The sequence below is a fragment of the Enterobacter cloacae complex sp. P29RS genome, assembly GCF_014893445.1.
Taxonomy (GTDB): domain Bacteria; phylum Pseudomonadota; class Gammaproteobacteria; order Enterobacterales; family Enterobacteriaceae; genus Enterobacter; species Enterobacter intestinihominis.
This window is the reverse complement of record NZ_JADBPZ010000006.1, coordinates 164,616-178,909: the sequence shown is the minus strand read 5'-3', so window position 1 is coordinate 178,909 and position 14,294 is coordinate 164,616. Positions and strand designations below refer to the sequence as shown.

General features: G+C 60.5%; 9 protein-coding genes. 3 read left to right on the top strand and 6 right to left on the bottom strand.

The genetic code is table 11. The features are described 5' to 3' along the window. Nucleotides 1-3 precede the first annotated feature (3 nt). Together IM282_RS06715 and IM282_RS06710 are read right to left on the bottom strand one after the other, a co-directional pair. A complete protein-coding gene (locus tag IM282_RS06715; protein WP_038415594.1) occupies nucleotides 4-441 on the bottom strand; it encodes a DcrB-related protein in 438 nt (145 codons plus the stop codon). A gap of 117 nt (nucleotides 442-558) precedes the next feature. Beyond that, a complete protein-coding gene (locus IM282_RS06710) occupies nucleotides 559-1,449 on the bottom strand; it encodes an oxidoreductase (RefSeq protein ID WP_045307912.1) in 891 nt (296 codons plus the stop codon). A 105-nt stretch (nucleotides 1,450-1,554) separates the two neighbouring features. On the opposite strand from IM282_RS06710, the gene IM282_RS06705 reads away from it, so the two are divergent. Continuing rightward, the gene (locus IM282_RS06705) at nucleotides 1,555-2,676 is read left to right on the top strand and encodes a YbdK family carboxylate-amine ligase (RefSeq protein WP_022647338.1); all 1,122 of its coding nucleotides are present in this window, start codon (nucleotides 1,555-1,557) and stop codon (nucleotides 2,674-2,676) included. On the opposite strand, the gene IM282_RS06700 is transcribed toward IM282_RS06705, so the two are convergent. The 3 genes from IM282_RS06700 to IM282_RS06690 form a co-directional block, all read right to left on the bottom strand. Then, nucleotides 2,606-5,761, bottom strand: coding sequence for an efflux RND transporter permease subunit (locus IM282_RS06700; RefSeq protein WP_192970247.1), 3,156 nt, complete (start codon nucleotides 5,759-5,761; stop codon nucleotides 2,606-2,608). The genes IM282_RS06705 and IM282_RS06700 overlap by 71 nt on opposite strands. A 9-nt stretch (nucleotides 5,762-5,770) precedes the next feature. After that, a complete protein-coding gene (locus IM282_RS06695; protein ID WP_192970246.1) occupies nucleotides 5,771-6,835 on the bottom strand; it encodes an efflux RND transporter periplasmic adaptor subunit in 1,065 nt (354 codons plus the stop codon). 112 nt (nucleotides 6,836-6,947) lie between these two features. Continuing rightward, complete coding sequence (locus tag IM282_RS06690; RefSeq protein WP_192970245.1) at nucleotides 6,948-9,656, bottom strand: cation-transporting P-type ATPase; 2,709 nt, start codon at nucleotides 9,654-9,656, stop codon at nucleotides 6,948-6,950. Nucleotides 9,657-10,144: 488 nt separating this feature from the next. Between IM282_RS06690 and IM282_RS06685 the strand changes: the two genes are divergently transcribed. Further along, on the top strand, nucleotides 10,145-10,393 hold the full coding sequence (locus IM282_RS06685; protein ID WP_003858875.1) for a DUF1158 domain-containing protein: 249 nt from the start codon (nucleotides 10,145-10,147) through the stop codon (nucleotides 10,391-10,393). On the opposite strand, the gene IM282_RS06680 is transcribed toward IM282_RS06685, so the two are convergent. Then, nucleotides 10,379-11,947: an alpha/beta hydrolase-fold protein gene (locus IM282_RS06680; protein WP_126291322.1), complete on the bottom strand. Its 1,569-nt coding sequence runs from the start codon at nucleotides 11,945-11,947 to the stop codon at nucleotides 10,379-10,381. The genes IM282_RS06685 and IM282_RS06680 overlap by 15 nt on opposite strands. A gap of 123 nt (nucleotides 11,948-12,070) precedes the next feature. Here IM282_RS06680 and IM282_RS06675 point away from each other — a divergent pair, with 123 nt between their 5' ends. Beyond that, on the top strand, nucleotides 12,071-14,215 hold the full coding sequence (locus IM282_RS06675; protein WP_192970244.1) for a TonB-dependent siderophore receptor: 2,145 nt from the start codon (nucleotides 12,071-12,073) through the stop codon (nucleotides 14,213-14,215). Nucleotides 14,216-14,294 lie beyond the last annotated feature (79 nt).

Genomic DNA, 14,294 nt, shown 5'->3' with positions numbered 1-14,294 from the left:
AAGTTAATGGTGGAAGCGGAAGCTCCTGAGAAGATCGCCAAACAGCGCGCCGTCGGCATCGCCCGGCGCGCGGGTGCAGGTCATAGTGAACACCAGGATTTTATCGCCGTCGACGTTAAACACGGCCTGCTGCTGCCAGATGCGTTTCCCGTCGCGCAGGTAGCTGGCATGGACGGTTTCCCCCTGTAAAAGGCTGTCGCCCAGCGTAGCGGCGCTGCGCTCACCCTGCTTCCAGCCCTTGATGTGCTTTGCCATCAGGGCGAGCTGGCGATCGATATACGCGGCAAGCGCTTCGCCGGGGTTGAGGGCATCGCGGGAAATGTTGAACGCGGGCGCATCCGCTGCAGGCGGCGCGAAGACATTGACGGTACGGTCCTGATAGCCCTCAGGAAAAGCAATCATTCCTTCATTAAACAGGCACTGCGAAGATGGTTCTGACATTGAGCGGGTCCCACCACATTTTTTCAGAAGCGGTAAGTTTCGCATATGTGTTTAAGGCTGACTATCCCCAGATTATTGCTCCACCGTCACGCTCGCCGAACGGAAAAACAGCGGCCGTTAGCCCGGCCCCTCGCTCCCCGCCGCCAGCAGCGGCACCACCACGTCGCTGATGGGCACCGCAATACCATGCCTGCGGCCATAGCGCTGGATCACGCCGTTACGAATATCCCACTCCATCGGGCGTTCGGCCTGACGGTCGGCAAGGATCGACGTGCCTAAATCCTCGGGCGCACGCTGGAAGTTCGCCAGAATCTCCTGGGCCACCGCATCGTCCAGCTTCGCCCCTTCGGCGCGGGCGACGGCAAGTCCCTCGTGCAGATAGGCCAGCGCCAGCTCGCTGATATCCTCGCGTCTGAACATCCCGGCGCGGCGATTGGCCAGCACCATCAGCCCGGCGACCGCGTTTTGCAGCAGCTTGCGCCAGGCGACGGTGGCGAAATCTGTCGAGAGCTCAACATCACAGCGCGTACCGCGAAGCGTCTCGACCACCCGCTGCGCCTGCGGCACGTCCGGTAGCGTCAGACGCGGTTTTGCCCGCAGCCAGACGGAGGCGTCCGGCTCGCGCTGCGCCGGGAACCAGACCACCGACGGCAGCACCGTTGCGCCGTTGACCAAAGGCGCAAGCTGGGCTTTCTGCTCCACGCCATTTTGCAGCGCGCAGACCACGGTGTTTTCATCGCACAGGGCGCGCAGCCACCCGGCGCTGTCGGCATTTTGCGTCGTTTTTACCGCCACAAAAACGAGGTCTACGGGGCGCGTAATGACGGTGGGATCGGTGAGTACCGGACCGGGCACCACAGTTTCATCCTCATCGTGACGCAGGCGTAATACCGGATGCGCGGTGCGACCGCACAGCAGCGGCGTACGGCCCGCGTCATGCAGCACCGCGGCAATGGTGGTGCCAATCGCACCGGGACCAATCAGCGCAATGGTTGGATAGTCAGACATGGGTCACTCCCCTTTTGCTAAGCCTGCTATCAGTTATACCACCCTGAAAAGAGCGCGCCACGCCCATTGTCTATACTCAACACATAACAGACAACGGAGTGCGCCATGCCCTTACCCGATTTCAAGTCCTCTGAACCTTATACCCTCGGCATTGAGCTCGAACTCCAGGTGGTTAACCCGCCGGGTTACGATCTGAGCCAGGACTCCTCTGCCCTCATCGCCGCCGTCAAAGACGACATCAAAGGGGGCGAAGTCAAACACGACATCACCGAAAGCATGCTCGAAATCGCCACCGGTGTATGCCAGACCATCGACCAGGCGGCGGCGCAGTTCTCCGTGATGCAGCAGAGCATCCTGCGGGCGGCGTCGGAGCAGCACATCCAGATCTGCGGCGGCGGCACGCACCCGTTCCAGAAATGGCAGCGGCAGGAGGTGTGTGACGACGAGCGCTATAACGTCACGCTGGAGCGCTTTGGCTATCTGATTTTGCAGGCGACGGTGTTCGGCCAGCACGTGCACGTGGGATGCCGAAACGGGGACGACGCGATTTACCTGCTGCACGGCCTGTCGCGCTTCGTACCGCACTTTATCGCCCTCGCCGCGTCGTCGCCTTATATGCAGGGCACGGACACCAAGTTTTCCTCGTCGCGGCTCAACATATTTTCCGGGTTCCCGGATAACGGCCAGATGCCGTGGGTCAACAGCTGGCAGGAGTTCGAGGGGCTGTTCCGCCGCCTGAGTTCCACCAGCATGATCGACAGCATTAAGGATCTGCACTGGGACATCCGCCCCAGCCCGCACTTTGGCACCGTAGAGGTGCGGGTGATGGATACGCCGCTGACGCTCGGTCACGCCATTAACATCGCCGGGCTTATTCAGGCGACGTCGCACTGGCTGCTGACTGCGCGGCCCTATAAGCATCAGGAACGGGATTTTCTGCTATACCGCTTTAACCGTTTTCAGGCCTGTCGCTACGGGCTGGAAGGCATTCTGACCGACGTGCATACCGGCGAGCACAAAACCGTGGCGGAAGATATCGCCTGGCTGCTGGAGCAGGTTGCACCGTCGGCCGAGAAACTCGGCGCGACGAGCGCCATCAAGGAAATTGCCCTGCTGTTAAAGCAGGGCAAGAGCGAGGCGCAGCGCATGCGGGACTTTATCGCCGATGGCGGCTCGCTGATTTCTCTGGTGCAGAAGCACTGTGAGCTGTGGGCGACGAGTCCGTAAGGCCGTGCCCCCATTCGCGAAGGCGCTGGAACAGCACGAACAGCGCCGGGATGAACACTATCCCCACCACGGTGGCTACCAGCATGCCGCTAAACACCGTGGTCCCGATAATGCGGCGGCTCTGGGCACCCGCCCCGGTCGCCAGCATCATCGGCAGGACGCCTATGATGAACGACACGGCGGTCATCATTACCGCGCGGAAGCGGCGCGATGCCCCTTCCCGCGCGGCATCGACAATCGCCATTCCGTCCATACGCCGGGCGCGGGCAAACTCCACGATCAGGATCGCGTTCTTGGCGGCGAGGGCTATCAATAGCACCAGACCAATCTGCACGTACACGTCGTTGGCATAGCCTGCCAGCCACAGCCAGACCAGCGCTCCGCCGATGGCGAACAGCACCGAGAGCATCACGCTCGCCGGCAGCGTCCAGCTCTCATACTGGGCGACGAGGAACAGCCACGCCATCACCACCGCCGCCAGCACAATCCATATCGCCTGATTCCCGGTCTGCTGCTCCTGATACGACATGCCGCTCCAGGCGTAGTCGTACCCGGCTGGCAGGTTTTCCGCCAGAATCTCGCCCATCGCCGCCATTGCGGTGCTGCTGCTCACCCCTTCCGCTGCCGAGCCGCTCACCGATACCGACGGGAACTGGTTGTACTGCTGAATAAATGGCGCGCCGACGGTCGGCGTGATGGTGACGAGGTTGCTCAGACGCACCCGCTCGCCGCTGTTGCTGCGCACGAACAGCTCGCTGATTTGCTCTGCGCGCTCGCGCCACTGCATCTCGTTCTGCATCACCACGTGATAGACGCGGTTGTTGACACTGAAATCCCCGGCGCGCGTGCCGCCAAAGGCGGTTTGCAGGCTGCTGAAGATGCGCGACACCGGCACGTCGAGGCGGGCCGCGCGCTCACGATCAACGGTGAGCGTCATCTGCGGCACGTTGCTGCTCCAGGTGGTGAACACGCGGCTCAGATGCGGGTGCTGGTTGGCTTTCGCCAGCACCTCGCGAGTTACGCGCTCCAGCTCCGCCGGGCTTTGCCCCGCCTGTGCCTGAATGCGCAGATCGAAGCCGGAGGCGTTGCCCAGCCCCGGCAGCGTCGGCGGTGCAAAGGTCATGATGGTGGCTTCCGGCAGGGCCAGCAGCTGGCGCTGAAGGGTGCCCATCACCTCATCCAGCGGCGGACGCTCGCTCCAGTCTTTGAGCATGATGGAGATAAACCCGCCGTTCGATGCGCTGGTGCCGTTGAGGATGTTAAACCCGGAGACCTGAATCACGTCTTCCACCGCCGGGTTTTTAGCGATCAGCTCGCGCGCGGTGGTCATCACCGCTTCGGTGCGCTCCAGCGAGGCTGCCTCCGGCAGCTGGACGCTGGCGAAGAAGTAGCCCTGATCCTCCTGAGGCAGGAAGCCCTTTGGCATCGACATAAAGCTGAATACCACCACCGCCGCCGCGCCTGCGGTGGCCAGCAGCGCCAGCCACGGACGGAGGTTGAACACGCTCACGATCCGGGTGTAAAGCGTGCGCGTGGCGTCCAGCCCGCGGTTGAACCCACGGAAAACGGCGGCGGGCTGTGCCGGACGCGGGCGCAGCAGCATCGCGCAGAGCGCGGGCGTCAGGGTCAGCGCCACGAGGCTTGAGAGCGTGACGGCGGTCGAAAGCGTCACCGCGAACTGGCGGTACAGCTCGCCCACGATCCCCGGCAGGAGCGCCACCGGTACAAACACCGCCAGCAGCACCAGCGTGGTGGCAATCACCGGCCCGGCAATCTGACGCAGCGCCAGCGCGGTCGCCGCCGTGCGGCTCTGCCCTTCCGCCATCAGCGTTTCGACACTCTCCACTACCACGATGGCGTCATCCACCACCATGGTCAGCGCCAGAATGATGGCGAACAGACTGAGCGTGTTCGCGGAGTAGCCGAGCGCGTAGAGCAACGCAAAGGTGCCCACCAGCGACACCGGAATGGCAAGGGCGACAATCAGCGTCGCGCGCCAGCTTTGCAGGAACAGGGACACCACGACCACCACCGCCAGCATCGTCAGCGCCAGCGAGACGCCAATCTCTTTGATGGTAGCGGCCACAAACGAGGTGGTGTCGAATTTGACTTCATAGACCAGATCGTCCGGGAAGCGCGTGGATAACCGTTCCAGCTCCGCCCGCACCGCATCGGCCACGCGCAGGGCGTTAGCGGACGGCGTCGGGTAGATGCCAAGGTAGGCGGAGTCATGCCCGTTCAGCTGCGCGCCAGAGCTGTAGCTGCGCGAGCCAAGCTCAATGGTGGCGACGTCCTTCAGGCGCACCAGCTGGCCCATCTCCCCGGTGCGGATAATGATGTTGGCAAAGTCGTCGGCCTGGTTTAAGCGCCCTAGCCCGTTGATGGTTAGCGTCTGCTGCTGGCCGTTAAACACCGGCGGCGTGCCGACCTGGCCTGCCGCCCCCTGCACGTTCTGCTCGCGCAGCGCCTGCGCCACGTCATCGCTGGTCACGTTCAGGGCATTCATGCGGTCCGGACGCAGCCAGATGCGCATGCTGTAGTCGCGCGCGCCAAACATCTGTACCTGCCCGACGCCCGGCAGACGCGACAGCGCCTCGCGCACCTGGGTGCTGGCGTAGTTGCTGACGAACAGCGGCGTGTGGGTGTTATTTGGTGAGTAAAGGCTTACCCCCATCATCAGGTTGGTGGCGCGCTTGCGCACCTGCACGCCGTTTTGCTGTGCCTCGGTCGGCAGCTGCGCCACGGCCTGCGCCACGCGGTTCTGCACGTCGATGGCGGCGAGATCCGGATCGGTGCCCGCCGCAAAGGTGATGTTCAGGCTATACGTGCCTTCGTCCGAACTGGTGGACTCCATATAGAGCATATGATCCACCCCGTTCAGCTGCGTCTCCAGCGGCGTGGCGATGGCCTCCGCCACGTCAGCCGAGCTGGCGCCCGGCCATGACGCTGACACATTCACGACCGGCGGTGTGATCTGCGGGTACTGCTCCACCGGAATAATCCTCAGCGCGATGGCCCCCAGCAGGGTGATGACCAGCGCAATCACCATCGCAAAGCGCGGGCGTTTGATGAAAAACGTCAGCATGATGGCTCCTTAATTCAGTATCTGAACGGCAGCGCCTGGCTGCACGCGCTGCGCACCGTCAGTAATTGCTCGCTCACCGGGCTTAACGCCGGAGGCAATCTGGAACTGCTGGCCCATCTGCCCGGCGACCTTCAGCGGACGCATTTCGGCTTTATCCTCGGCGTTAACCACCCAGGCGAAGAACCCGTCGCCATTCTGCTGTACGGCAGCGGCGGGCAGGGTCAGGACAGGCTGCTCGCTTGCCGGACGCAGGTAGACGTTCACATTGCCGCCGGGCAGCAGCTGATGGCGCGGGTTGGCGAACTCGGCGCGCAGCATCACGCTGGCGGTACGCGGGTCGATGCGGTTGTCTACGGAGGTGAGTTCCCCGCTGACGCGCTGGCCGTTGCTGTCAATCAGCGCCTGCCAGGCCTGCTTCATGGCGCTGATATCCGCATGCTGTCCGGCTTTGGTGGCAAACGCGCCCTCTTCCAGCGCAAAGGCGATGCGGATCGGATCGAGCTGCACCACCTCCACCAGCACACCGCTGGCAGGATCCACCAGGCTGCCGACGTGAAAGTTGCTGTGCCCCACGCGTCCGTCAATCGGTGAGGTAATGCGCGTGTAGTTGAGGGTGACGCTGCGGGTGTCGAGACGGGCTTTCGCCTGCTCCAGCGCGGCGCTCGCTACGTCGCGCTGCATGCGGGCGTTGTCCACATCGTGGCGGCTGATGGCGTTGCTGCTGCCCAGGCTTTCGAAGCGGGACAGCTGCTGTTGCGCCTGACGCAGCGTGGCTTCGGCGCTTCTCACTTCGGCCTGCGCCAGGCGCAGGGCGGCGCGCGGCTCGGCGTCGTCAAGCTCGAACAGCACGTCGCCCTTTTTCACGTACTGGCCGTCGCGGAAGTGGATTCTGGTGATGACGCCTTCCGTACGCGCGCGCAGTTCAACGGTGTGAATCGCTTCAATGCGACCCGGGATCTGACGTTCGGCGGCGTGGGCGGTCTGCTCCACGGTGGCGACACGCACGGGAATGACTGCGGCGAATGCGGGCGGCAGGGTAGCGGCGAGGAGCGCGAACAGAAGTGGGAGTTTCATGGGAGTACCTCAGTATTTTCCCCTCACCCTAACCCTCTCCCCAAAGGGGAGAGGGAACTTGAACACCCTCTCCCCTTTGGGGAGAGGGTTAGGGTGAGGGGTAAGGTTTTAGTTATGCAGCCTTACGGAACCTGCGGGTCAGTCGCTTCTCGATTTCGACGACGAAGAACATCACCCCCGCCACCGCCAGCGTCACGAACCAGTAGCGCAGCGGCAGCGCTTCGGTGCCGAACAGCATCTGCATAAACGGCAGGTAGATGATCGCCGCCTGGAGCAGGAACAGTACGCCCGTTACCAGCCAGATCCCTTTGTTCGCCAGCAGGCCGCGGTTCAGGGAGAACCCTTCGGTGTTGCGGCAGTTAATCATGTACACCCACTGGGCGCAGACCAGCATCTGGAGCAGCACGGTGCGGATGAACTCCGCGCTGTGCCCGCGCGGGGCCAGCCAGGCTTCCAGCGCAAAGGCGGCGATGGCAATCATGGTGCCGACGAAAGCCACGCGCCATACGGCGTAGGCGTCCATCACGTGCTGCCCGGTCTGGCGCGGTGGGCGGCGCATGATGTTGCGCTCGGCGGCCTCGAAGGCCAGGCCGAAGGAGAGCGTGGCGGAGGTCGCCATGTTCATCCACAGGATCAGCACCGGCGTCAGCGGAATGATGTTCCCCGCCAGCAGCGCAATCACAATCAGTAGCCCCTGCGCCAGGTTGGTCGGCATGATGAACAGAATGGTCTTCTTCAGGTTGTCGTAAACGCGACGCCCCTCTTTCACCGCGCTGGCGATGGTGGCGAAGTTATCGTCCGTCAGGACCATGTCCGCCGCCTCTTTGGTGACTTCCGTGCCTTTGATGCCCATCGCAATACCCACATCCGCCTGACGCAGCGCTGGCGCATCGTTCACGCCGTCACCGGTCATGCCGACGATTTCGCCTTTGTCCTGTAACGCTTTCACCAGGCGCAGCTTATGCTCCGGGCTGGTACGGGCGAAGATGTCATACTTCACCGCCGCTTCGGCCAGCTCCGCGTCGTCCATCTTCTCCAGCTCATAGCCAGTGACCGCCTGCTCGCTGTTAGTGATCCCCAGCATCTGGCCTATGCTCATCGCCGTCTGCGGGTGATCCCCGGTGATCATCTTCACGCGGATCCCCGCCTGCTGGCAGGCGTTAATTGCCTCAATCGCTTCCGGACGCGGCGGATCCATCATCCCGGCAATGCCGAGGAAGATCAGGCCGTGGCTCAGGTCGTCGTGAGTCAGTGCCTGCTCACCGTTCGCTGGCCTGAACGCCGCGGCGACCATGCGCAGCCCCTGACGCGCATAGCGCTCCATCTCCGTTTCCCAGTACGCGCGGTCAAAGGCTTGCGCACCGTTGCGGGTCTGCTGCTGCTCACACAGGGCGAAAATCACGTCCGGCGCGCCGGTGATCAATATCTGCTCCTCACCGCCAATCTGGTAGTGGGTGCTCATGTACTTGTACTGCGAGTCGAACGGGATCTTGTTGACCAGGGTGGTCTCGACCGGTGCGAGGTGGGCTTTTGCCGCCAGCACCTTCAGCGCGCCCTCGGTCGGGCCGCCGGTGATGCCCCACAGGCCGCGCTCGTCCTGAATCAGCTGGCTGTCGTTACACAGGTCGATGGTGCGCAGGTACTGCTCCAGCACGGTGCCCGGCTGGATCTGCACCGGCTCGTCGCTGCCTTCGAGGTAGAGGTTGCCCACCGGCTCGTAGCTGTTGCCGTCCACGCGATAGCACGTATCGGCGGTAATGATGGCTTTCACCGTCATCTCGTTCATGGTCAGGGTGCCGGTTTTATCCGAGCAGACCACGGTCATCGCGCCCAGGGTTTCAACCGTCGGCAGCTTGCGGATAATCGCCCGCTTACGCGCCATCGCCTGTACGCCCAGAGAGAGGATGATGGAGATAATCGCCGGCAGACCTTCCGGTACGGAGGCTACCGCCAGGCTAATCAGGGAGAGCAGCAGCTCGCCCATCGGGATCTCGCGGAACACCAGGCTGAAGACAAACAGCGCGGCCATCATCGCCAGAATGATGGCGAAAATCGCTTTGCCCAGCTTGTCCATCTGCACCAGCAGCGGGGTGCGGTGCTTTTCAATGCCCGCCATCATCTGGTTGATGTGGCCGAGCTCCGTATCCTTACCGGTCGCGGTGACCAGGCCAACGCCACCGCCCGCGCTTACGGTCGTCCCGGAGAAGACCATATTGGTGCGGTCGCCCAGCGGCAGTTCACCGCTCAGCGGATTAATGTGTTTATCCACCACGGTGGATTCGCCGGTCAGAATTGCCTCTTCCACGCGTAAATTATGCGCTTCAATTAAGCGCATATCCGCCGGAATACGATCTCCTGCGCGCAACACAATAATATCGCCCGGGACGATTTCCGTCGTCGGGATGGTTTCATGGTTACCATTACGAATTACGCGCGCCTCGCTGGAGAGCATATTGCGAATACTCTTCAGGGATTTTTCTGCATTAATTTCCTGAATGTGGCCAATTAAGGCATTGATTACCGCCACACCCAGGATAACCAGCGTATCAACCCAGTGTCCCATTACAGCCGTTAATACAGCGGCCGCCAGCAGGACGTAAATCAGGACATCGTTAAAATGCGCGAGAAAACGCAGCCAGCCCGGCTTGCCTTTTTTCTCCGGCAGCGCGTTCGGGCCATGCTTCTGCAAACGTGCCTGCGCCTCGGTGCGGTCCAGGCCATTCGCCTGGCTCTGTGCCTGAGCAAGCACCTGCTCTACGGTCTGCTGGTACGCCTGCCCGCCTGCGGGTGGCATATTCTGCGAGAAATTTTTTTTGGTCATGGTATTTTTCCTTCAATATCCGGTGGACGGAAGCCGGAATTCCTTTCTGGCTTTAAATAATTCATTTTTAAGTCTTGCGGGTTAAATTGATCTACCGCAATATATTGACTATCCGGTTATTCAAAACTGATTAAAATTATTTCGACGCGTTGATTTTTACAAAATATTTCTAAACCAACACTAAACGAGGAGGAAGCATGTTTGGTATTTATCGCGGGCGGCGCCTGGCGTTATACATTGTCGCAGCCATTGTTATTGCGACGTTAATTGGATATAGCACCTATAGCTTTGTAAAATTATTTTCGTGAAAAAGACGTTTATTTACATTACGCGATATTAATTTAATCGCCCCGGAAATATTATCTATTTCCCGTTATTAACTCGCAGAATAACGGTGGCCTTTCACTCAATTTTGCCAGTGGGGATGATATTGCTTTACGTTTCAGGATGCCGGACAATGACATTTTTAACTCACGATTAACATTAAGATGAAACACCCGTTAGAATCGCTGCTCACCGCAGGGGGCATTTTGCTGATGGCCCTGCTCTCCTGTCTGCTGTTACCTGCGCCGTCGCTGGGTCTGGTGCTGGCGCAGAAACTGGTTCAGACCTTTCATATGGTCGATCTGAATCAGCTGTACACCATTCTGTTCTGTCTGTGGTTTTTGGTGCTCGGCGCCATCGAATTCTTTATCCTGCGTTTCATCTGGCGCCGCTGGTTTTCACTGGCGTCGTAAGCCAGTAAGATCGCGCATCCCGTGGATCAGTGCTTCACACCAGGCCGCGTAGTCGTGGCCGCTGGATGAGGGGTGGAAGCTGACGCGATAGCCTTTTTCCTTCAGCACCTGTTCAAAATCCTGCGTGGTGCGATAAATGCCGCCGCCCGGCCCCGTGGTTTCAAACTTTCCGGCCTGTAACCAGAAGCGCACCGGATACGGCGGCGACTGCTGGTACTGACGCGTCAGCCAGCCGGGGGCGTCACCTTTCGGCGCCCACCAGTAGGAGCCGGAAAGGCTCAGCACGTTGCCAAACAGGCGCGGATAGCGCAGCGCCACCCATGACGACGCGATTCCCCCGTAGCTCGACCCCGCCAGCACCGTTTTCTGCCGCTGCATGCCGATGCCCTGCCCGCGCAGCCACGGCAGCAGCTCGTGCGCCATAAAGTCAGCAAATTCCGGGTTCGGCGGCAGCTCGTTGCCGCGACGGGCGTGATCGAGGCTGTCGATAAACACCACGTTAATCGGTGGCAGGTGATGCCGGGCAATCAGACCGTCCAGCACGTTGGCAAAATGGTATTCGTCCTGATAAATCTGCCCGTCGAACAGAATTAACGTCCAGCGTGCGGGCTGTGCGCCGCGCGGTTGGTAGATCATCACGTCGCGGGCGTTGCCGAGGATGTGGCTGGAAAAACTCTGACGGCTCAACGTCCCGTGCACCAGCGGCTTTGCCGTGGCCTGAACGGAGCAGTAGCGCGCCGGGCTGAGATCGAGCAGCGAGTAACGGTTCCATCGATCCGCCTTCTGCTCCCCAAAGGTGTTCGGGTTAAGCGGATCGGCCTGTGCGCTCACCAGGATGGCACGGCGTTGATCGCGGGCAGAGCCTTCAACGATCGGCACATCGGGGGCGAGCTTATATTGCATCACCGTATCAGCGGGGACCACGTAGCTGCGGAACCAGACGTCGCTGTTGCCCAGGCGGAACAGCGGATCGTGATCCCCCGCCGGAGAGCCGAGAATGAAGACGTTATCCCGCGCGCCGCGCCACAGAAAGGTCACGCGCTTATGGTTCGCATCTACCGGTTCCACCATTGGCGTTCCCTGTCGACGCTGCGCCTGCCAGAACGCCTCGGTACTTCCACCGGCAGAAATGACGTTTGCCAGCGCCTTTAGCGTCGGGCTTACTGGCGCCAGCATCTGCACGCGTGGTAATGGAGAGGTCTCTTTCATCCGCCACTGAAAACGCCACGGCTTACCGGCTTCGCCGTGTAGCACCAGCGAGGTGTTCTGTTTCACCGGCAGGGCAAACAGCAGCGTGTGTTCCCCGTCCGCAGGACCATTTTCGATCAGCGTGCGGATGCGGCGGTTTTGCCCATCCAGCAGGCGCGCATCCGTCACGCCATTCAGCGTGGCGGAAACGTAATTTTCACCCAGTTCAGGCAGGGAGAAGCAGACTTCGCCGCTGGCATCAAACTTTCCCTGAACATCGCCCTGCCGGGACGACTGCTCGCACGTTGCCGCCACGGCGGGCAGCGCGCCGATCCCCAACAGCAACCCACTCCATACCCTCTTCATTACCGCTTGTTCCCCAACGAAATTTGTTAACAACGCTAATGCAAATGGTAATAATTTGCAATATCATCAACGGCGATTTACCGGTGTTTTTATGGCGATAGCAACCAAGGACGTTCAATAAAAATGTTTAAAAATAATAAGATAATGTATCTCTGGCTGATGAGTCTGGCGACGACCAGCGTCGCGGCTCAGGCAGAAACGAAAGAAGAAACGATTACGGTGACGCAGGGCGTGAGTGAAGAGCCCACTGCGCCCGTAAAAGGCATTGTGGCGACGAAAACGCTCTCCGCCACCAAGACCAGCGCGGAGATTGTGAAGACGCCGCAGTCGGTATCGGTGATCACCCGCGATCAAATGAACATGCAGGACGTCACATCCGTTTCGCAGGCGCTGCGCTACTCGGCGGGCGTGTTTACCGAATACCGGGGCTCGTCTAACCGTAACGACGAGGTGTTTGTGCGCGGCTTTAGCTACGTGCCAAAATTCCTCGACGGCTTAAGCTTTGGCGCAACGGCCTCATCACAGACGGGCACAGTTGACCCGTGGCTGCTGGAGCGCGTGGAGCTGGTGCGCGGCCCGGCGTCGGTCCTGTTTGGTCAGGTGAATCCTGGCGGGTTAATCAGCATGACCAGCAAGCGCCCGACGGCGGAGGCCATTCACAACGTGCAGTTCCGCACCGGCAATAACGATCTCGCCGAAGGTGCGTTTGATTTCGGCGGCAGGCTGAGCGACGACGGCCGCGTACTGTATCGCGTGAACGGTATCGCCCGTACGCAGCATAATCAGGTGGACGATTATAAAGAGACGCGGATGGCGATCGCCCCGGCGATCACCTGGTATCCGAACGATCAGACCCGCTTTACGCTGCTGACCAGCTACCAGAAAGATCCGGATGCCGGATACCGCAACTTCCTGCCCGCGTATGGCACGGTGAAAAGCGTCGACGGGAAGTACATCCCGCGCGACTTTAACGTCAGCGATCCGAATTACAATCAGTCCTGGCGCGAGCAGACGATGATTGGCTACGAGCTGGAACACCAGTTCGCCGACAACCTCACCTTCCGCCAGAACGCCCGTTACGCCACCATCAAGCAGAAATACCGTTATCTGGTTTACGCCAACAGCGCGGCCAACAGCACGGTGTTGACCCGTCGCGCCCAGCGTGAAGAGCGCACGACCAATGAATTTGGCCTCGATAACCAGCTGGAATATCTGCTGGAGACCGGGAGCGTCAGCCATACCCTGCTCGGCGGGTTTGATTACAAGACAAGCAAGGATAAACAGCTGCTGGCGCGCGGGAGCGGCTCACAGTATGACCTCGACTGGACAACCCCGGTTTACGGCGTGAACGTGGATGAAAGCACCTTCAAAACGGCCTCCGACGAGCAGCAAAATCTCGACCAGATGGGGCTGTATCTTCAGGATCAGATGAGCTGGAACAACTGGGAGTGGCTGGTTTCCGGGCGCTACGACTGGAGCGAAGTGCGTACCAACGACTTCACCGATAATAGCTTTACGCAGCAGAACGACAGCAAATTTACCTGGCGCACTGGCCTTCTGTACGCGTTCGATTTTGGCCTCTCGCCGTACATCAGCTACAGCACGTCGTTTGAGCCGAACCTGCAAACCAACCGTGCGCCGGGCGTCGCGCCATTCAGGCCAACTACCGGTGAGCAGACCGAGATTGGCCTGAAATATCAGCCGGTCGACACCACGCTGATGACTCTCGCGCTGTACGATTTAACTCAGGACAACGTAGCGACCTATAACAGCGCTGAAAGCTGGTTCGAAAATGCGGGCAAGGTGCGTTCGAAAGGCGCTGAAGCGGAAATCCACGCCACGCTGATGGATAACATCAACCTGATTGGCTCCTACACTTACACCGATGCAAAAACCGAAAGCACCACGGTGGCGGGCACCGAGGGCAAGACCCCGGCGCGTATCCCGACGCATATGGCGTCTGCGTTTGCCAGCTATACCGTTCCGGGCGGGGCGCTCAAGAGCCTGACCGCTGGCGTGGGGATGCGCTACATCGGCACCAGCTACGGCGATGCGAAGAACACCTTTAAGGTGCCATCGGTGGATCTGTATGACGCGATGCTGCGCTATGATCTGGGCGAGATGAACCGCAGCCTGAAAGGGGCAAGCGTGCAGTTCAACGTCAATAACGTGGCGGACACGAAGTATGTGGCGTCATGCGCAAGCGATACGGCGTGCTTCTACGGGATTGGCCGGACGGTGACGGCGACGGTGAATTATCGGTGGTAAGTGATTTGTAGGCCCGGTAAGCGCAGCGCCACCGGGCAATTACGGGCACCGAGCCCACAAAAAAGCCGGGTGGCGGCTA